Annotated in this window: 15 protein-coding genes; 6 read left to right on the top strand and 9 right to left on the bottom strand. The window is 41.5% G+C overall.

Annotated elements, in window-relative coordinates:
• Positions 1-99 precede the first annotated feature (99 nt).
• Entirely contained in the window at positions 100-342 is a 243-nt protein-coding gene (locus CWC18_RS21000; protein WP_171041047.1) for a hypothetical protein, read from the bottom strand.
• Positions 343-921: 579 nt separating this feature from the next.
• On the opposite strand from CWC18_RS21000, the gene CWC18_RS06875 reads away from it, so the two are divergent.
• The 3 genes from CWC18_RS06875 to CWC18_RS06865 all read left to right on the top strand — a co-directional run bounded on the left by CWC18_RS06875 (position 922) and on the right by CWC18_RS06865 (position 6,313).
• Positions 922-4,044, top strand: a complete 3,123-nt coding sequence (locus tag CWC18_RS06875; RefSeq protein ID WP_138590918.1) for an efflux RND transporter permease subunit — start codon at positions 922-924, stop codon at positions 4,042-4,044.
• An 8-nt stretch (positions 4,045-4,052) separates the two neighbouring features.
• A complete protein-coding gene (locus tag CWC18_RS06870; RefSeq protein ID WP_249348135.1) occupies positions 4,053-5,168 on the top strand; it encodes an efflux RND transporter periplasmic adaptor subunit in 1,116 nt (371 codons plus the stop codon).
• A 209-nt stretch (positions 5,169-5,377) separates the two neighbouring features.
• On the top strand, positions 5,378-6,313 hold the full coding sequence (locus CWC18_RS06865; protein WP_249930087.1) for a glycoside hydrolase family 16 protein: 936 nt from the start codon (positions 5,378-5,380) through the stop codon (positions 6,311-6,313).
• An 8-nt stretch (positions 6,314-6,321) separates the two neighbouring features.
• On the opposite strand, the gene CWC18_RS06860 is transcribed toward CWC18_RS06865, so the two are convergent.
• The 6 genes from CWC18_RS06860 to dapE form a co-directional block, all read right to left on the bottom strand.
• Positions 6,322-7,926: a winged helix-turn-helix domain-containing protein gene (locus CWC18_RS06860; RefSeq protein WP_138590916.1), complete on the bottom strand. Its 1,605-nt coding sequence runs from the start codon at positions 7,924-7,926 to the stop codon at positions 6,322-6,324.
• Between the two features lie 145 nt (positions 7,927-8,071).
• Complete coding sequence (locus CWC18_RS06855) at positions 8,072-8,392, bottom strand: YdbL family protein (RefSeq protein ID WP_138590914.1); 321 nt, start codon at positions 8,390-8,392, stop codon at positions 8,072-8,074.
• Between the two features lie 11 nt (positions 8,393-8,403).
• Positions 8,404-8,583 (bottom strand): YnbE family lipoprotein, encoded by a 180-nt coding sequence (locus tag CWC18_RS06850; RefSeq protein ID WP_010361581.1) that lies wholly within the window; start codon positions 8,581-8,583, stop codon positions 8,404-8,406.
• Between the two features lie 5 nt (positions 8,584-8,588).
• A complete protein-coding gene (locus CWC18_RS06845) occupies positions 8,589-11,138 on the bottom strand; it encodes an intermembrane phospholipid transport protein YdbH family protein (protein WP_138674973.1) in 2,550 nt (849 codons plus the stop codon).
• Positions 11,139-11,449: 311 nt separating this feature from the next.
• Positions 11,450-11,896, bottom strand: a complete 447-nt coding sequence (locus tag CWC18_RS06840; protein WP_138590910.1) for an Hsp20 family protein — start codon at positions 11,894-11,896, stop codon at positions 11,450-11,452.
• 173 nt (positions 11,897-12,069) lie between these two features.
• The gene (dapE, locus tag CWC18_RS06835) at positions 12,070-13,254 is read right to left on the bottom strand and encodes a succinyl-diaminopimelate desuccinylase (protein WP_138590908.1); all 1,185 of its coding nucleotides are present in this window, start codon (positions 13,252-13,254) and stop codon (positions 12,070-12,072) included.
• Between the two features lie 307 nt (positions 13,255-13,561).
• On the opposite strand from dapE, the gene CWC18_RS06830 reads away from it, so the two are divergent.
• The gene (locus CWC18_RS06830) at positions 13,562-14,212 is read left to right on the top strand and encodes an OmpW/AlkL family protein (protein ID WP_138674972.1); all 651 of its coding nucleotides are present in this window, start codon (positions 13,562-13,564) and stop codon (positions 14,210-14,212) included.
• A gap of 51 nt (positions 14,213-14,263) precedes the next feature.
• On the opposite strand, the gene CWC18_RS06825 is transcribed toward CWC18_RS06830, so the two are convergent.
• A complete protein-coding gene (locus CWC18_RS06825; protein ID WP_138590904.1) occupies positions 14,264-14,800 on the bottom strand; it encodes a thioesterase family protein in 537 nt (178 codons plus the stop codon).
• A 134-nt stretch (positions 14,801-14,934) separates the two neighbouring features.
• On the opposite strand from CWC18_RS06825, the gene CWC18_RS06820 reads away from it, so the two are divergent.
• Complete coding sequence (locus CWC18_RS06820; protein WP_119862080.1) at positions 14,935-15,423, top strand: hypothetical protein; 489 nt, start codon at positions 14,935-14,937, stop codon at positions 15,421-15,423.
• A gap of 198 nt (positions 15,424-15,621) precedes the next feature.
• Here the strand turns inward: CWC18_RS06820 and tyrR are convergent, their stop codons facing one another.
• Complete coding sequence (gene tyrR, locus CWC18_RS06815; RefSeq protein WP_138590900.1) at positions 15,622-17,178, bottom strand: transcriptional regulator TyrR; 1,557 nt, start codon at positions 17,176-17,178, stop codon at positions 15,622-15,624.
• A 281-nt stretch (positions 17,179-17,459) separates the two neighbouring features.
• Between tyrR and CWC18_RS06810 the strand changes: the two genes are divergently transcribed.
• Complete coding sequence (locus CWC18_RS06810) at positions 17,460-19,685, top strand: CapA family protein (RefSeq protein WP_138674971.1); 2,226 nt, start codon at positions 17,460-17,462, stop codon at positions 19,683-19,685.
• Positions 19,686-19,698: the final 13 nt, after the last annotated feature.

Raw genomic sequence — 19,698 nt, 5'->3', positions numbered from 1 at the left:
CAAATGAAAGCAACGCCGAGCGTGAGAAAAATAGCTTTATTGGGCAAATTCGCTTATCCAGAGCTGAGGTTTATTAGCAAAAGATTTTGTTGCCTTAGCTCAACCGTTACCCGCAAACTTTATTATTAACAACACTGAGCCAGTTTTCGATTTCGATGGCTGCCTTCCCTGTGCAGGGGTTAGTCGCCAAGGACGACAAAACTCTGGACACTCTACATCCGGTAATATCAGGACAGATAAAATATCCCACATCACCGCACTAGACTGTTCATGATGTCCATCTTCCCAATACAGTACCGCATGAGGTATAAAATCCGAAAAAATATAAATGGTCCCACTCATAGTGGCAATAGCCATGGTAGTCAGATAGATAAGGGGAGTAGCTCTTAGCCGTTTCATCTTGCTGTGTATTCTTATAATGCGCAAATACTTTAGCATCTTACTCTGCCATTTTTTCATCCACAAAATACGTAATATCTCGCCGAGGAGGTAATGCTTGCGGTAACCCAAACTTTTCAGTCACGGACAAACACTCACAACAAGCCAAGATACAAAGTGTGCACCTATTTGATGATCCCACTTCAGTGCAATATACATAATTATTCCTAAACGAAAATAGCGCGCACTAAAATAATGCGCGACTAAAATTTTTACGCCGTGAATATTACTAGGAAATTATAATAAGTCTTACTCAATACTCTTTATTATAAAGAGTATTTTATGTTTACTTGTTTCAACTCATAAACTACAAGCTTTTAATTAGAAAGAATTAGGTACACACTAAATTTGTTACAAAACGTTACACCACTATGTTCAAATAACAATAAATCACGATAAATCACAAGCCGATGCATTTTTCAAACTAGTCAATAGCTCAAATATATTTAATAATTAAACAGCAACTGAATAATGGATATCGCGATGAACTTAACACGCAGTTCGCTAAAAAACCCAGCGAGTGTAATTGTCATATTGGTACTGATCATGCTTTTTGGCACCATCAGTATTTTTAAACTCCCTTTACAATTAACCCCTGACATTGAGCAGCCTCAAATCACAATATTCTCAGGATGGCGGCAAGCGGCGCCTGAAGAAGTTGAGTCAATGATCATTGAGCCCATCGAGAATGCGGTAAAAAACACCCCTGGAGCACTAGAGGTCAATACAAATATCAGTCGCGGCACAGGCTCTATTACACTTACATTTGCCGTTGATGCAAATATGCAACAAGCAATGCTCGATGTGCTAACTAGCCTGAATCAAGTACCTCCTCTCCCACTTGATGCGATAGACCCAGTTGTAACTGCAGGTGGAAATGGAGGCACAAGCTCTGGCGGGTCCACAGCAGCAAGTTTAATGGTGGTGCCTTTGACTTATAGTTCAGAGTCACTCGACATGGCGCAATACCAAAAACAAATAGAAGATATTATTGAACCCAGGCTTGCCCGTATTCCTGGGGTCTCTCATGTCAATATGTCAGGCGAGCGCCCCCGGGAACTTAGGGTTACTTTTGATCCTTTCAAAGCAGCCTCTTTAGGTATTAGTTTAACAAATATTCAGCACACTCTTTCTAGCTCGACTGACGTTTCTGGGGGTATCGCCGATGTAGGTCGGCGACAGTATACCGTTCGATTTACTGGTAAATACAATGTTGATACGCTCAGTGAAATGCGTGTAGGCTATTCAAATGAAAGACCTATTTATTTAAAAGATATCGCCACAGTCGAAGATACTTTAACCGATAGGCGCTCAATGGCGCTACGTAATGGTAAACCTTCTTATTATCTAACGGTGTCGAGAAACAATGACGCGAACACCGTTGCCGTGCTTGATGGAATAAATCGCGCTATCGATGAATTAAATAACGGCGCTTTGTTAGAAGCAGGGTTAGCGCTTGAGCTAAGTTTTGACTCCTCAGTACACATTCGCAATGCCTTACAACTCGTCAAAGGCAATTTAGGACTCGGTGTTTTATTTGCATGCGGCATTATGTGGCTATTTTTCAGAGGGTTAAAAACCACCTTAATTATTGCCGCAACGATCCCTGTATCATTAATGGTCGCTTTCTTTTCTCTCAATATTTTTGACCGTAGTTTAAATGTCATTTCACTGGCAGGCTTAGCGTTTGCGGTTGGTCTAGTGCTGGATGCAGCCATTATTGTTCAAGAAAATATTTCTCGATTACGCACGTTAGGTGAAAACCAAAGTAAAGCAGCACTAAAAGGGGCAACACAAGTAGCAGGCGCATTATTTGCGTCAACGGCAACCAGTGTTGCCATTTTCTTACCCATTATGTTCATGGCGGGAATTGAGGGGCAATTATTTTCAGACCTCGCGCTCACCTTATCCATCGCCGTGATCAGCTCATTAGTATGCGCATTAACCATTATCCCCATTGCCAATCAATTTTGGCCAGAAAAAAAGCCAGCCGTTGACCCATACATCACCTATTGGTCCACGCTGACTTCATTTATCAGAAAAATTACAAATACCAAGATAAAACAATGTAGCTGGGTTATAGGGCTACTGGGTGGATCACTGTTAGCAACATTCACATTATTGCCAAAAACTGACTTTATGCCTCGCGCTCCCACTGACGGGTTCTTCTATTCTTTAAATATCCCACCAGGTGCAAACCTCGGTTTTCTGGAGCAAGAAATAGGGCAGAGAATCAAAGAGCGCCTGAAGCCTTATTACGAAGGAACAAAGTTACCAAAAGTAAAAGATTACAACTTTTACATTGCAGGCTCTAACGGCGGTGGATTTATATATTCAGATGACCCTAAGCGCGTTGAAGAGCTTATGGAAGTCGCTCGAAATGAAATTTTTCAAGACCTACCTGATACTCACGTATTCCTGTTCAGGGGGTCAATGATCCAAGTTTCAAATGGTGGAGATGGTCGAGCGCTCAATATCGACTTAACAGGCCCCAACATGGATGAACTCATTAATGGAGCTAAAAAAGTATTAGAGAAAGTGAAGAGTGAACTCCCCAACGCAACCGCACAACCTCAACCAAGCTTAGATATGGCTGAACCTGAACTTCGCCTTCATCCCAATGACAGACGTATTACCCAAGCCGGCTTGACTCGTGACGAAGTTGCACGTGCAGTACAAGCCTTTACAGGCGGATTATTTATCAATGAATACTTCAATGGCAATGAGAGGATGAATGTAATTTTGCGCTCTGAACCTTGGTCATCACCTGAGCAACTAGAGGCGCTTCCTATTGTAACGCCAATGTCGGGGACGCAGACACTGGGCGAATTAGTCACCCTAGAACGCACTGTTGGCCCGAGTCAGTTACGTAGAGTCAACGGCAAACGAACGGTATCTGTGGTGATCACGCCGCCAGAGACAATGAGTTTGCAAGAAGTGCAATCGATACTCATGACTCAAGTCATGCCCCACATAAAAGCCTCAGTACCAGACAGTGTGAGTGTCTTACTGGCAGGTAATGCAACTAAAATGAGCTCAGCAATTGAAGAAATGACGCTGAACTTCCTACTTGCATTATTCATTTTATTTTTGCTAATGACTGCGCTATTTAGGTCGGCTAAAGATAGTCTATTGGTACTTTTGGTCATGCCGCTGGCTGTCGCAGGTGGTGTTATCGCCTTGTACACACTAAATCTGTTCACTTTTCAATCACTTGATTTACTTACCATGATTGGTTTTATTATTTTACTCGGGCTAGTCGTAAATAATGCCATTCTTTTAGTAGACCAAACGCGCAGTGGCGAGCGCCAAGGCCTTGAGCGCACAGCTGCTGTAGAGCAAGCAATTCACTTAAGGGCCAGACCTGTATATTTGAGTACATTAACCAGTTTGTTTGGTATGTTACCCCTTATGCTTATGCCCGGTGTTGGCTCAGAAATTTATCGTGGCTTAGCAACTGTTATCGTCGGAGGCATGGCGATTAGCGCTCTATTTACGTTAATATTAATGCCTAGCTTATTACTATTAGGCCGCTCCAAATCCCCTAACACATCAGAGCAAGTTTCAGAACAAGCCCAAGTGGTTAACTTGGTTGCGAATAAATAAAGAGGCGCATGATGCATCATACTCAACAATCTCACTTCTACCCATTAACTCGCCTCGCTAAAGCAGCCTTGTTAACTACGGGCTTATTTTGTACGGCGGTCAATGCGGCAGCACCTGTTGCTGTCGAACGTATCACTCAAGCGAATTTACAGAGTAAATTTACCGTACACGGGACACTCTATGGCAAACAAGATGTACGATTAACAGCGGGTGTGAATGGCTTGCTAACGTATGTGGCAGAACCAGGTAGCTTAGTACATAAAGGGGATGTATTAGCGAAAATAGACACCCTACCACTAGAGTTTCAACGCGCCACTCAACAAGAAATGCTCACAAGAGCAAAAATTAACTTACGTTTTCATAAGCAAGAATTAAGTCGCTTAAAAAAGCTCGCTCAGTCTAGTAGTGCCGCGGCAAGTCAGGTTGACCAAATTCAGAATAAGCACGACTTAGCACAATCAGATATCGCACTTGCAGAAATTGCCTTGCGAAAAATAGCCGACCAAATTAACAGAGCCACCTTAACAGCACCGTTTTCAGGTGTTGTCAGTGAGCGTTTTATACAGTCTGGTGCAGATGTCAATCGTGCGGATAAGCTCATTAAGTTAATCGATATAAACAATTTAGAAGCTCGGATCTTCATTCCCATAAAATATTTAAACTACATACAGCAAGGTCAAACTCTACCTATTACAAACACTGACAGCACACCAAATCAGCCTGCTAATGATGCAAAAATCACTGCAATTATTCCAGCCACAGATCCACGCTCTCAGTCATTTGAGGTACGCGCAACCCTTGAAAAAGACACTGACTCACACTGGGCGGTAGGGCAATTAGTTAATATCTCCGTACCTTTAAAAACAGATAACACTTCTTGGCTAGTCAATCGAGATGCATTGATTTTACGTAAAGACGGCGTACATATTGTGAAGATAGATGACCAAAACACCGCTCAAAAGATCCCTGTTCAAGTAGGTAAAGGTAAAGGTAAGTTAGTGGCTGTTACCCCTCTCAGCGCAGGTTCATTATCAGTTAACGATACTGTTGTTGTTTTAGGTGCTGAGCGATTGCAAGCAGGTCAAGAAGTAGAAGTGCAACAGCGAGCGAAAAACAGCAGCTAAGTTCTTATTAAGTAAAGTTACGAGCCCGATGAGTAAGCACTCCCCATCAGCCTTACTCATTTTTATTATAAATTAAAGCTCGTATAATCATATGATTAAAAATAATTAACCGTTCCCATATTGTTCTTTAATCGTTTTTAATTAGCTCTTTTTCAACTACCACATTAATAATAAAAGCCCGAAAAAATAAAATAAATTGAAGGCTTTTAATGATGTATAAAACATTTTCTATCACCAGTATGTACTTGTTTGGAGCGCTGCACCTATGTGCGACAGCGGCGCAGCTATCGCCTACAGATCAACCTTCACGTCAATTTATGTTTGATGACTTTAACTATCAGAACTTTATTCAGGCGAAAGAAAATGGCTGGATGGTGCGCACAGAAACCGGACACCCAGGTATCAAAGGGGCTCATTGGTGGAAAGAAGGCGTGACTTTTCACCCTGACGAATTAAACCATGCTAATTTTGTAATGCGCTTAACGTCAAAAACCGATGGCACAGCGATCAATACCCGTCAAACACAAGTTTGCCACCAGCGTAAATACCGAGAAGGCACCTATGCCGCACGCGTATATTTCAATGACCAGCCTCAATACGGCCCCGATGGTGACGGGATAGTAGAAACATTCTATGCCATTAGCCCACTCAAAGCGCCAATGGATAAGGATTACAGTGAGATGGACTTTGAATATCTCGCAAATGGTGGCTGGGGTGAAGGAAATCATGCTTTATTTGCCACCTCATGGGAAACATTCCAACTTAAGCCTTGGACTAAGGTCAACCAATATGACGCCGTACGCAATAGCCTACAGGGCTGGAATTTATTAGTACTACACGCCAAAGGCGATACCCTCAGTTACTACATTAATGGCAAACTGTTTGCGCAACACGGACCAGAAGTCTTTCCTGAAGCCCCTATGTCTATCAATTTCAATTTATGGTTTATACAAGAGCAATTAATAAAGAACCCAACGATGCGTCAGTATTATCAAGATGTTGATTGGGTATACTTTTCAAAAGATACCCAACTCACTAGCCAACAAGTTATCGAGCAAGTCATGCACTTACGTAAAAATAACGTCACTCATCACGATACCGTGCCCGACTGGTCACCTAAACAAGATGACTACTGTAGTTTATAACAATTTGGTTAATTTACACTGTACACGGAAGTGTGGTTAAACCACGCTTCAACTCGACTTATCAATAATTGATTATCGTTATGCTGCGCAACCTTTTTAGCTTGCAAAGCATACTGCTTCGCTTTGTCTTCATTCAATTGGCTACGTGCAATATCGGCTTTGGCTAAATACACCCACACTAAGTTAGCTTGCGCATTACTTCGCTCTGCAATAGTCAGTGCTTGGTTTAGGTAACGTGTACTTTCATCAAGCTCTAACTGCTCAGCCGCAACTTTTGCCAGCTCAATCAGCGCTGCTGTTTGCCCGTAGGTGCTATTAAACTCTTGATGATAGCTCAAAGCCAAGGTCAATAACCGTATGGCTTGTACATACTGACCTTGCAACCTTTTTATTTTCCCTAGTTCCTCGTAAGAATACGCAATAAATAACTTATCCTGTTGCTGTTCTGCCAGTTGTTTAGCAAGGGCTATATGCTCAGAAGCCTGTTGTAATTCACGCGCTCTATCATCGGCGTGTGGCCAGTTAATTTTTAAATACCCAATCATAAGATACGCTCTGATCAACTCGCGATTTTGCTGTTTACCTGCCAGTTTTATATTTTCTTTGAGTAAGGCTATGGCCTCATCTTGGCGAGATGTATTAGCATAACTTGCCGCTAGGTATCGTCGAGCCGCTAATAATTCATGATTGCCTTGCAACGCACTTGCGAACAACGGTGTCGCTTGCTCAAATTCATTTTTTAAATACAACTCAACACCACGTGCAAAGGCTTCATTACTAAACACATTCTCATGAAATTGAAAATTGTTTGGGTGATAAGCACCAAATCGTTTAGCGACTATTTCTATAAGTTCATCAAAAGCAACGTTAACCGTTTCTGCATTAATAACGCCTCGCTCGACACTATGCTCTGTATGAATAAAATAATGAAGCTGATAATCGAGTGGGAACCCGGTTAAGCGTGTTTTTACCAATAAATCGGCCTCTAATTTCGCCCTTAATGGGTAAATATTGCCGCCTGAAAATACATGTCGCTTATCAATCTCTAATCGCTCTAACGCATAGAGCACATGGCCACTGCCAATCACATCAAGTTCACTCGTTTGTGCCAACCTTTGGTTTAAATATTCAAGGCCTTGCACTGATACCCAATTATGTTCTTTATCTTGCATTGCATTATCCACTGGTAATAATGCGATCGTCAGCTTTGGGGAAGTAAACATACTTGTAAAAACTGCCGCAAATACAAGGATAATACCAGCAACAATACCAATCTGAAAAAATGGCTTTTTATAAACTGGACGGGATGTTGAATCCCTATACGACGTCAGCTCTGCTACCCATTGGTAACCATTGCGTGGGAAGGTTTTTATGATATCGCTACCAAATATATCTCGGAGTTCTTTCACCGACTGAGCGAGTACTTGTTCTTGCACGACGACATCATGCCAAATATCGTCAAGTAGCTCTTGCTTACTCACAATACGGTCTCGCAGGTCAATCAGTTTCACCAACACTTGCAGCGTTTTGCTGCGAATGACAATACGCTCTGAACTGGTTAAAACCACACCGGTTTTTAAATCAACGGATAAGCCATTAATATTGTGTCGCATGCCAAAAATGTTCAAGAATTATAATAAGATGAGTATTACAAAAAAGGGGGAAAACAGGAACCACTATTACACTTTCGCGATAAACTTACTGCAAACCAAATAGAATGTAATAAACACTCTATTTGGTATATGACGTATTGTAAGGTTATTTTTTGATCCACTTACCCTTTACTTTTATAAAGTGCCCTGACGCCGTTTTTTCTACCGCCTTTTTTCCAGCAAGTGTTTCAACTTGCGCTAAGCTCAAGTTGTTTTTTTGTGCTAACTGCTGATATTTACTTTTTCTTTTTGCATTCACAGAATTAATCAATGTCTGTGCTTGCGCATTTTGACTAACCAACGCTAAATACCCACTTGAAGTTTCGCCGACAAGACCTTGTGACTTTGCACTATTTAAAGTCAGCGCAAACGCGGAAAAGGTCATTCCTAACGCAATCAATGCCAATACCATACTGTTCATTTTCATTATGCTCTCCTTTAAAATAATTCGCTGTCATCGCTAAATAAGTCATCTAACTCTTTATCAACTTTCACACGTATTTCATGATCGACTTTCACATTTAAGTTGATTGTAATTGGCTCTTTCGTTTCAACCTGTACTTTGTGAGTACACGCCGATAACATCAGCACACTCATTAACGCTATCATCCATTTCATTTAAGTTACTCCGATTTAGTTAGTGCTTGTTCTACTCGTTGCGTTATCTCATCACTTAATCGCAATGCCCGAAACAAAGTAAATATATTTTCAGAATGGGTATAATTAAAATTAACAGGCTGCGCTTGCGCTTCATTTTCACCGGTTATTTTAACCCCCAAAGTAAGCCATCCATCTGGGGTCAGATTTACATCACTTATTAGCGTGTTAACCGTTAGATTATCAAGTAGTCCAATGACAGTTTCCAAGCTAGGCTGCTGTGCTTTTAATGCGTCGACAGACGCATTATTCTGAACCAACAACTGGCCAACATCAACATTATATAATTGGCCATTTTGAATACTAACAGCCCCATAGTTAAGCGATATTGGAAGTTTTCCCGACACCTTACCAGACAAAGTGATACCTGCATCACGACCGGCTTCAGCAAGCATGCCTAAATCTAAATTAGACAATAGCACCTCTAAATCTTGCTGCTCTAAAAACAAAGCAAACTGCGGCAAAAACACTTGACCATTAAATACATTCGCCGTGATATTGCTGACTATTGCCCCCTGTGCATTGAGCATATAGTCTGCACTGAGGTTCGACAAAACAGCACCTGAGCGTACCTGCTCAATCTTTAGTTTAGAATCGATTATATTAATCTCACCTGAACTCAACTCACCTGAAAACGCGGTAATAATATTTTCTACATAGTGACTGTCATACAAGACTGACGCATCGCTCAATTCTGCACTAAAGCTCGCGTCTTGAGTGTGTATATCACCATGAATTTTCCCATTTATTGTGCCTGACGAAAGCTGTAACTTAGGCGCTATGCCTATTAACAAAGGCTGTAAGCTCTGAATGGGCTGTTCTGCAACGGTTATGGTAAATGGGTGACGCTGTGATAGTAATTGATGCTCTAACAATACCGATAAATCAGCATATTCAACAATGTGCTCTAGTGACAAAGTACGATTAAAGTGACCTTGAGTCTCTACTGTTATATTGTCAGCTCGAATGCCAGCCAACAGTAAAGCATCAATACGTGTGTTGCCGTTAATCTCTATTGATAAATCGCCACTTTTAAGCTCATCAATATCAAACTGTGAACGTAATTCAAACTGCTGCTTAATGGTATCTATTTGACCCATGGGCAAGTGCAACTGAGCAGCAGATGAGCGTACTGATATATCAAGTTGCTGTTGCGCATCTATGGATAGGCCTGCTTCAATCACTAGATCATCTAGCTGGTTATCTTGAACCGTGATCGCATCACTTATTAAGGTGAAATTTGCTTCTAACTGATACTGTTCAGCATAAACCCCGGAAAAATCAAACGCCAAATTACCAGCATCAAATTGTGAGTCGACCTCAGTCGCTCTATTACTATGTGCTTCACCTGATCCAGATATACTAACCCTATCAAACGCTAAATCGCTGGCAACCGTCAACTGAGCTTGGAATGTATTTTCATGAAACACCCTATTATTGACGGCTACTTGCGGTGCTTGAAACCTAATTTGATGCTCAGATGTAAACTGCCTGTCTTGCACTTTTATCGTGACATCATTTGTCAACTGGCCGAGTGTATCGGAGTAATGGTGCCAGCGCCCCACAAAATCGAGATCCATGCTTGCCAATTGCATTTGAAAATTTTGAATGGTGATCTCATCAGAACTTGCATTCGTGGCTATGAATTTTGGCACAATCATTGTAGAGGGTGTCATTACTAACTGATTTGGTAATGTTATGACATAGGGTTGATCCAAAGTGCTTTGCACATAGCCAATATACGCTTCAGGCACCCCACTTTGACATTCATTAAACGTTACTTTGGTTTGCATTTGGCTCAGGTCAATTAAAGCTACAGGTGCTTGCAAATCAACCTCAGCAGATAAACTACCGCTCACTTGGGTGTTTGCGCGACACTGCGGCTTTAAATATGCGCTAACAGCCTGTATATCAGCATAAATTTGGGCAGACATACCATCATAGGTAAGCAGTAACTTACCTTTCAGGCTATTTAAATAAGGCGCAGAGTAACGCTGTAGCAACGGGCTTATTAATTCAATTGACGTCGTAAGTGAGCTACCAGCAAGTGATAATTGCGCGTGAATATCCCCAGCTAATACAAATTCATTCAGCACGGTTTCCTGTAAGCTAAATGATAGTGGATCAGCTAAGGCTTCACTTGTTACGATGATATTATCAATATTAAGCAGTGGCCTGTTTGCCAGCAATGGAATGTTTAGCGGGCGTGCTTGCCCCCTCCCTGAAGCGCTAGCCTTAAGCCTGTGCTTAATATGCATTTTGGTTACATTTACCTCGCTCAACGACGCAATTACATCACTTACCCTCGCGAAGAATTCATCATGTTCAACACAGAGCTCGGTAATTTCAATTTTATTAAGCGCGTTAAACGACCACGATAAGCACGTTATAGAAAAGGCTGGTGGAAGTACAAATTGATTAACGGCTGCACGCACTAAAGCATGCTTGTACCCATACAAACATGAGAGCATAAGTAAACTCACCGTCACCCACATATGCCAACGTTTTAATACCATACCCAAAGCTCTCTGGTTCCAATGCTCAGCCTGATCTCACAGTGCATCTTACGACACTTTAGTAGCGAAGTATTCGAGATTGTGTAAGAAGTTGTAGTAAATACAGAAAATTAAATGAAGTAGGATGATGTATTACAGGTGAGAGAGTTGCGTTAATCATGAGTGTGTTGACTGAACACTCGGCATTAAAATATTCACTAAAAACGCTTTATGTCAGAATGAAAAATGCCAGTGTAAAGATCACACTGGCTAACATTACTTAAGGTACAAACTGGGGAGAAATATGTACTAATAAAAAGCTATTGAAAAGTTTACTTGTCTTCGAGTAACTTCCCTTTACCAATGGTAATCTTTTGCGGCTTTAACGCCTCTGGGATCTCTCTTTCTAAATCAATAACCAATAAACCATTATCTAATTGTGCTGAGATCACCTTAACATGATCACCTAACTGAAACTTGCGCTCAAAGTTACGCTCAGCAATGCCTTGATGAATAAACCTTCTTTCTGAATGTCCGGCCTTATCAACTTTAACGCCCGACACTTTCAGTGTATTGTTTTCTGACTCAATGCTTAGCTCTTGCTCTGCAAAACCAGCAATGGCCATTGTAATTTGGTATTTGTCTTGATCCAATGCCTCTATATTATAAGGCGGAAAACTCGGCTGCTTATCAGTGCGCGCCGCGGCATCCATTAACGATGCTAAATGGTCAAAACCGATGAATGAACGATAAAGTGGTGATAAATCTACTGTACGCATAATGCTATCCTCTAAATTAAGCGATAAATGGTGTTTTTCTTCATAAAGAACCAAAAACAGCAAAATAAAAACATAAAAATCATTAAGTTAAACAAGAGCCCTACTTGAGCCGCCCTCATAACTCTATCTATGGTCGCTTATAATTTTTTCAAGCAAAAAGCGTAAAAACATTTTTAAAGTTCAGTATTAGCCACAAAAAACTCTTTTAAAACATTGCTATATATGTCTTCTATTTTTTCTAGATCAGCCACGGAAACATGCTCATTTACCTGATGGATCGAATAATTTCGTACACCACACTCAACCACTTGCGTATTATCACCAGAAAAAAATCGACCATCTGACGTTCCACCCGACGTGCTTAAAGTCGGATATTGTGATGTCACACTGGCAACAGCCTTTTCAACCAATGATAAAAAACACTGTGTGGATTTCGTTCCAGTATAATAAGGCTCGCAAGGCCGTTCCCAAGCGATATCAATATACTTTCCCCACTTACCCAAAAACGACTGCACTAAATCTTGTACTTGGCATGAGTTATATGCATGGCTATACCGCACATTAAAAGTAATCTCACAGTCACTGGGCACCAAATTATCAACAATATTGGGCACCGAGATCCCCGTTACTTGTAAATGTGTTTTTGATCCAGCCTCGTCTTTCCACCAAGTCATATTGGCCAATGCTGCGACAATTTCACCCGCTAAATGTGCTGCATTTGTGGTGTTTTCAGGGTAAGCAACATGTCCTGCTTTACCACGCACTGAAATACGAGCAGATAATGCGCCACGTCGCCCGTTCTTTATGGTATCCCCGACAGATAAATCTGAAGTTGGCTCGCCAACTAAACAGCCATCTAATCGAATATTCTGCTCGCTTAAGTACGCCGCGATACGTTTAGAGCCATGCTCCGCTTCACCCTCTTCATCAGATGTGATCAGCCAATAAAATGTGCCTATCGCTTTTTTTGCTTGTTGGCATAAGCTTTTCGTGGCACTGAGCATCGCAGCAATGCCTCCTTTCATATCAGCAGCACCACGCCCATAAACACAACCATCAATGATATCTGCACTGAACGGCTCAACAATCCACCCTTTAGGATCCGCAGGAACCACATCGACATGACCTGCAAACGCCATCGTTGGCCCAGGACCAAAACAGCACTTTGCAATCACATTTTTCACCCCACATTGTTCGGGTAAAAAGTGAATATCAAAACCGAGCAGTGCTAATTCATTAGCAATCGCGTCTAATAGGCCTGCATCTGACGGGGTGATGGAAGGTGCTTGAATCAATGACTGTAATGTTTCTACAACACAGCGTTCTTGTGAACTTTGTAACGCATTTTGCTGAGCCATGGTTGTTAATCGCCGAAGACTAAATACTGGACCCATTACAACCCTGATTGATTACAATTTCATGGCCTTTTTACGGCACAACTATGACAAATACATATGAAGAATAAGTGCCAGAATCCGTTTGGAGTGGCATCCGCCTAGTGCACATCACGCTAAAATGGCCTCAAAAGTTTAATCTAAATCAAACTTTCAGAAATTTCTGAAAGTTTGCGTTGTAAAAATTGATCTAGAACAGTTTTATAAAATAATTCAGCCCTATGATAAACCCAACAAAGCAAATTACCTTGCAGACGTTCAGGAGATGAAGATGAAAAAACTTAGCGCAGTATTACTATCAACGCTTTTAGTTGCAACCCCATTTGCTCAAGCAAAATTAAGCGTGAACGTAGGTGCTATAAACGTAAACCCAACCAGTACGGCCTCTGCCATAGATCAAAATACAGCCCTTGGTTTGGTTGCTGACTCAGATACTCAACTCGGTATCACGTTTGATTATCAATACTCTGACAACATCGTATTTGAATTAATCGCAGCAACGCCATTTTCACATACCGTAGATGGAGCTGGTGGGCTTCAGGGCGCTGAAATAGCGAAAGTTAAACATTTACCACCGACACTATTGGCGCAGTACCACTTCCTCGATACTGGTGCTAAATTTAGACCTTTTGTTGGCATAGGTTTGAACTATACCGTGTTTTTCGATGAAGAGCCTACCGCTGCACTGAAAGCAACTTTAGGAACAGACGATGTGAAAGTTGACCTCGACAACTCTTTTGGTTTAGCAGTACAAGCAGGGTTTAACTACCAATTAAACGATAAGTGGGGCCTTCACGCCATGCTATCTAAAATGGATATCGACACCGATGCCAGCGTCTATGCTAATGGTCAAAAAGCCCTAACATCAGATGTCGAAATTGACCCGGTCGTTGCTATGTTTGGTGTTAAATACGTTTTTTAATCTAGATTTTTACAGTACTTTTCTCAATCGCAAGGCCACATCCGTGGCCTTTTATTTTGCTAAATTATTGCTTTTCTTTTCTTCTAGCATCGCTTTCCAATGTACAATCTCAGCAGGCATAGTAGGAGCGTCACCTTCATAACCTGCTACCTCTAACATTTCTTCGATCGCAACAATGCCTTTCTTATGACGAAATACGCCTCGAACAAACGCAATGGCATGCAACCCCCTATCTGAATGAAATTTCTGTTCAATATAAAAGTACTTATGATCCCAACCAACCAACTGAGTCGTTACAGTAAATTTTTGAAAAGGCTTAATGTCGCGTATGTAGGTGATTGCTGTTGCGTTAACGATAGGAAACCAGCGACGCTTCATGACTTCACTAAACAAGCCCATTCTCTCAGTCATCCACGTGCGCGCCAAATCCATAAACGCAAGGTATCTAGAATTGGTGAGGTGTAAATTAATATCACAATCACTCGGCATCACCTTAAAATCTATATCTACTGGGTTAAGCACAGACTGAGTGTGGTGGTTTTTTCTGATCCGCCAAAGGAGCAACAACAAACGAAAGTAGAGGTTCATAAAGTGGTCTTACCAATAAAAAATAGTAGGCAATATTAGCATAGACTGTTGCACTAACAAGTATTACTTGATCCCGATAAAACACTCTACTAATCTTAACTGAACAATATAACAATCTGATCATAAGGAAAAACATGCAAAAGTTGACACACTTATTAGCTGCTGTGTTCCTAACAATTTCGCCTTTGAGTTATGCCGACTTTGACTTTAAAGGACCAGGAGAGTTGCGCTTTCCCACGGGTGTGTCTGATGGATTTTATTTTGGGTTTGGTTGGGACGAAGCCGCAAAAAAATTTCGAATTGGGCCAAAACAGTACACCATGTCAGATATACCAGACTCATATTCGATCGCCATAACCCTAAGTAAAGATGGCAGTAATGTTTGGATCCAAGAGTTTTATCAAGGCTTCATTGAAGAGTTTCAGTGGCAGTTAGGTAACAATAAACTCACGCTTAAAAAGGGAGATTTTGGTAAAAGCGTGAAAGGCAATTACGTCCTCACCCTTAATGGCACAGAGTACTTTTTTGAACGCAATAATATCAGCATTGATGTGGTATTCGATAACGCTGATATCAAACACATTAAACTAGAGGGAGTAATAAAAAATATGGGGACTAAATAGTGCCAATTGCATTAAATTCTGAACTGTTGGCGCAACAGAGCACTGGCTTAGTAAACAGGTATAAATGTCTTATGTAGGTATCCTGCACACATGACTTTTAGTCCTGCTTACCAGCCTTTAGCACACTCATATTTTTAGCATGCTAGCAAGGTTACTTTTTTAATAAATTGAACACTTTTGTTCAATTTATTCAGCTTATTACACTTTCACGGTCTTTCTGTTAATGCCATATTCTCGCAGCTTGTTCGCAACAGCGGTATGGCTTAAACCCAAACGCTTCGCCAGTTGACGTGAACTCGGGTAGGCCGGATACAATTTGCGTAACAGCGTCGCTTCAAAACGTTTAACAGCTTGCTCTAAAGACCCTTCAAAATCAGACTCTAAATAACCTAAGTCATGGGTAAATGTAGGTAATTGCATATGCTCAACACGCAGCTGTTTATCATCTAACAGTGATACCGCACGATAAATTGAGTTTTCTAACTGTCGGATATTACCTGGCCACGGATATTGCTCTAAAAACTCTAAGCAATCTCCATCTAAAGAAGGCGCGACTTGCCCATTTTGTTGCGCATATTTTTGGATAAAGTGTTCTGCTAACGGTCCAACATCGGCTTTTCTATCACGTAAAGGCGCAATTTCTAAAGTCAGTACATTGATCCGATAATATAAATCTTCTCGAAAGCTCCCTTCTTGTACCATCGCGGGTAAGTCTTTTTGCGTGGCAGCGACAATGCGCACATTGACTTTCACTTCATTTTCGTCGCCCACCTTTCTAAAGGTGCCATCTTGTAAAAAGCGCAGTAACTTGGTTTGTAACTGGCGCGACATTTCACCCACTTCATCTAGGAATACGGTTCCGCCATCGGCTTGTTCTAACACACCACGTTTTGGTGCCGCGTTATCTTCGTACCCTGCGTAACCAAATAATTCCGACTCAGCAACGTCATCAGGTAACGACGCACAAGATAGCGCTATAAACGGTTTAAGTGAGCGATTTGAAGCATAGTGACATGCTCTGGCGAGTAGTTCCTTACCTGTACCAGTTTCACCCGTAATCAAAATTGGGGCTTCAAGCTGTGCCATTTTTCTCGCTTCGCGTACCACACGGCGCATGGCTGTGCTGTGATTATGAATTGTCGCAAAGCTTTCTTGCCCATAACGCCTAAATGCACTCACTTGCTGTCCTAAACGGCTTTGTGACTTTATATTGATCACTGCCCCCGCAAGCACATCACCTTCAGGCCCTTGAGGCACTGCGATAGGCAATATGTCGGCAATAAAGTCTTCACCACCGACTTCTACACGCGTGGTTTGACCGAGCACTTCCTTGCCTTCCAACCAGCGCGTAAAGTTAAACCCTTTGAGTAAGTTATTGATGTTTTCACCAATAATCTCCATATCTGGTAAATTAAGATCTTTACTTGCTGCATCATTGCAATGCCTTACCCACCCTTTGGCATCAATTGAAATTACGCCATCAGGCAGTGCACTCAATAATGTATTCAGCTCATTATGTTCACGCTCTGAAGGTAGAAAAGCCGTGGTTCGGACATCTTCGACTCCATCAATCAAGCGAATTTCAGGCATGATTTTTTGAAACTGTTCAAACTCAATCGGTGGAAAGCTAACGTACATTCTGCAATTAACAGAGTCCACTTCAATACCTTTCAAGTCAACATGATAATTGACTAATATATTGAGTATTTCCTGAGCGATACCTATCCGGTCTGCACAATGAATTTCAAGACGCATTCGTTCCTCAAAAGGGGGTTATCAATTTAGCGCGATCATACTCTAAGAATAGCCACTGGACTAGAAAAATGTAAACTATTTTGCACAACCCAGTCTATACTGATAACGGTTGTTGACGTCGTTGGTTATTGTTATACCGAATTTTACTCGTAACCCTATTGCCTAACAGGTGCATAAAGAATATTTGTTCGATGCCCCTGTTGTTATAGCAATAATTAAATTACAATACAAAAGGATGGGTTTATGTATTAATAATGTTTTATTTTTAGGTCCGAGGTTGCATGCATAAAATAAAAGTATGGTTATTAAATGTTATTTTGGTGCTTTGCTTAACTGGTCTTGCGGCTTGTTCAGTCGAAGACGCCTACGAAACACCACCAACAGAGCAGCAGCAGCAAGAACAGCAACAACAAGATCAACAGATACAAAAAACAGCTAACCTTACAATTCGTATTGTCGACTCAGCCAATAACCCCATTGCTAATACAACAGTTGATGTGTCGGGAAACAAAGCAACAACCAATGAGAATGGCCAAGCGTTCTTCTCTAAGCTCAAGTTAAGCAATTACACGGTTGTAGTTGAAAGCATTGGTTATACCTCCTCTATTGAGATTACCCGGATTATTGAAAGCGTACAAGAGCATACTGTAGCGCTTACTCGCCAATCTTCTCAACAAGCAACCCTCATGTTTGGTGGCGATACTATGTTTGGCCGTCGGTTTATGGACCCAAACTTAACCACCATGACTAACAATGTGCCCAATGTCAGTGACGCGCTTATTAATGAAGCATCGGCAGCAAGCAGTTCGACCGCCATTGCGCAATATATAAAGCCACTGTTTCGTATCGCTGACTTTAGTTCAGTTAATTTGGAGTCGCCAGTACTGTCTAACCCAACCAGCGTTCACCCGACTAAAGAGTTTTCATTTTTTTCACTTCCCGCCACACTAGAAAGCTTAAAAAATATTGGTGTAGACTATGTCGCGCTTGGTAATAATCATGTTTATGACTATTTGGCGCCCGGATTAACCGATACATTAAAATACGTGAACGAAGCCGGGTTTCTTCATAGTGGCGCGGGTAACAATGCAACACAAGCGTACCAACCATTAAGTACCCAAGTAAATGGCATCAGTTTGGGCTTGGTTTCAGCAACCTCTATTACAGGTAATGCCAATCCAATTAACTATATTGCAGAAATAGATAAAGGCGGAGCAGCTGATTTAACCAATGATGAACAATTAAACGATGCTCTGACCGAAGCCGCTGCAAACCATGATTTTTCAATAGTACAAATGCATGGCGGTGATGAATACTCATTTTCGCCCACCCGATATATCACAAACCGGTTTGAATTTGCCTCTCGTCGTGCAGCAGATCTAGCAATTGCACATCACCCGCATGTTGCACAGGGCTTTGGAGTATATGGCTCAACACCCGCTGTTTTAGGGTTAGGTAATTTAATATTTGATCAAAATCGATTAGAAACTTTGTTAGGCGTCGCTGTCTCTGTCAATATCGATGGTAATGCCACAAATAAAATCCAATACGCGAAAGCTTACCCTATTTATATTGAAGATTATCAACCTCGTTTAGTAAGCGGTTTTTTAAGTCACTACTTATCAAGGCGATTGGCGGAATTTTCTGATGATAACGTCACGGTCATACCCAAGTCAGGATATGCCCACGTTACCTTTCAAGGCGCTCAAGTTGCCCCTGTAGTCCTAACAAAAACCGTCACTATCCAAGCTGGTAGTCAGGTTATTGACTTACGTAATTACGCCCCTAGCGACGCCTTTCTGACACAGGTAACGAGTAGTACAACAACCACAGCACAATTAACACTTGGCAGGGATATCATGGTTTTTGGTGACTTTGAAGATTGGGATAACGATGGCGACTTCGGAGAAGTACTTCGTTGGAACCATGACGATGATGATGCTATACCCTGTATTACTGGTGCGTACCGCCACCAACAAGGTATGTGCCTTACTAGAACGCAATTTGACAATACGCCATTGAAGTTACCGTTTAGGCAAACGATACGAACCATGCCAGTCACGCCTGCTGAAAGTGTCACTGACGCTTATCATGAGTTAACACTCTTTGGCTATGCCAAAGGCGATAATGCGGGCATTGTGAATGCCGAAATTGCCATCACGACCGCAGAAGATGGCTTTGAATTTTCATCAAGTCGTATTCCTCTATTTGACGCCGCTAGCTTCGACTGGACACCTTTTACACATCATTTTGAATTGCCTGACGATAGTCAAGTATTAGGCCCTGAAAACTTACCCGCAAGAGGCGTGAACTTAACATTTACCCATGCGCCACCAAATGAAGGTGAAGCCACGCTTAATTTAGATGAACTCGCACTTATTTCATGGCAAAGGCCCATAACTCTATCACAATTGCAGTGGTCTAGTAGTAAAATGCATGGTTTAGACTTCTTGCGTGTAAACACGGATGAACCAATAACCCTCACACTATCTTTTCGCAGATTTTAAGCATTAAGAGCAA

The sequence above is a fragment of the Pseudoalteromonas aurantia genome (assembly GCF_005886875.1).
GTDB lineage: Bacteria > Pseudomonadota > Gammaproteobacteria > Enterobacterales > Alteromonadaceae > Pseudoalteromonas > Pseudoalteromonas aurantia_A.
Note: the sequence above shows the minus strand (reverse complement) of the source record. Positions and strands in the feature narration are given on the sequence as shown.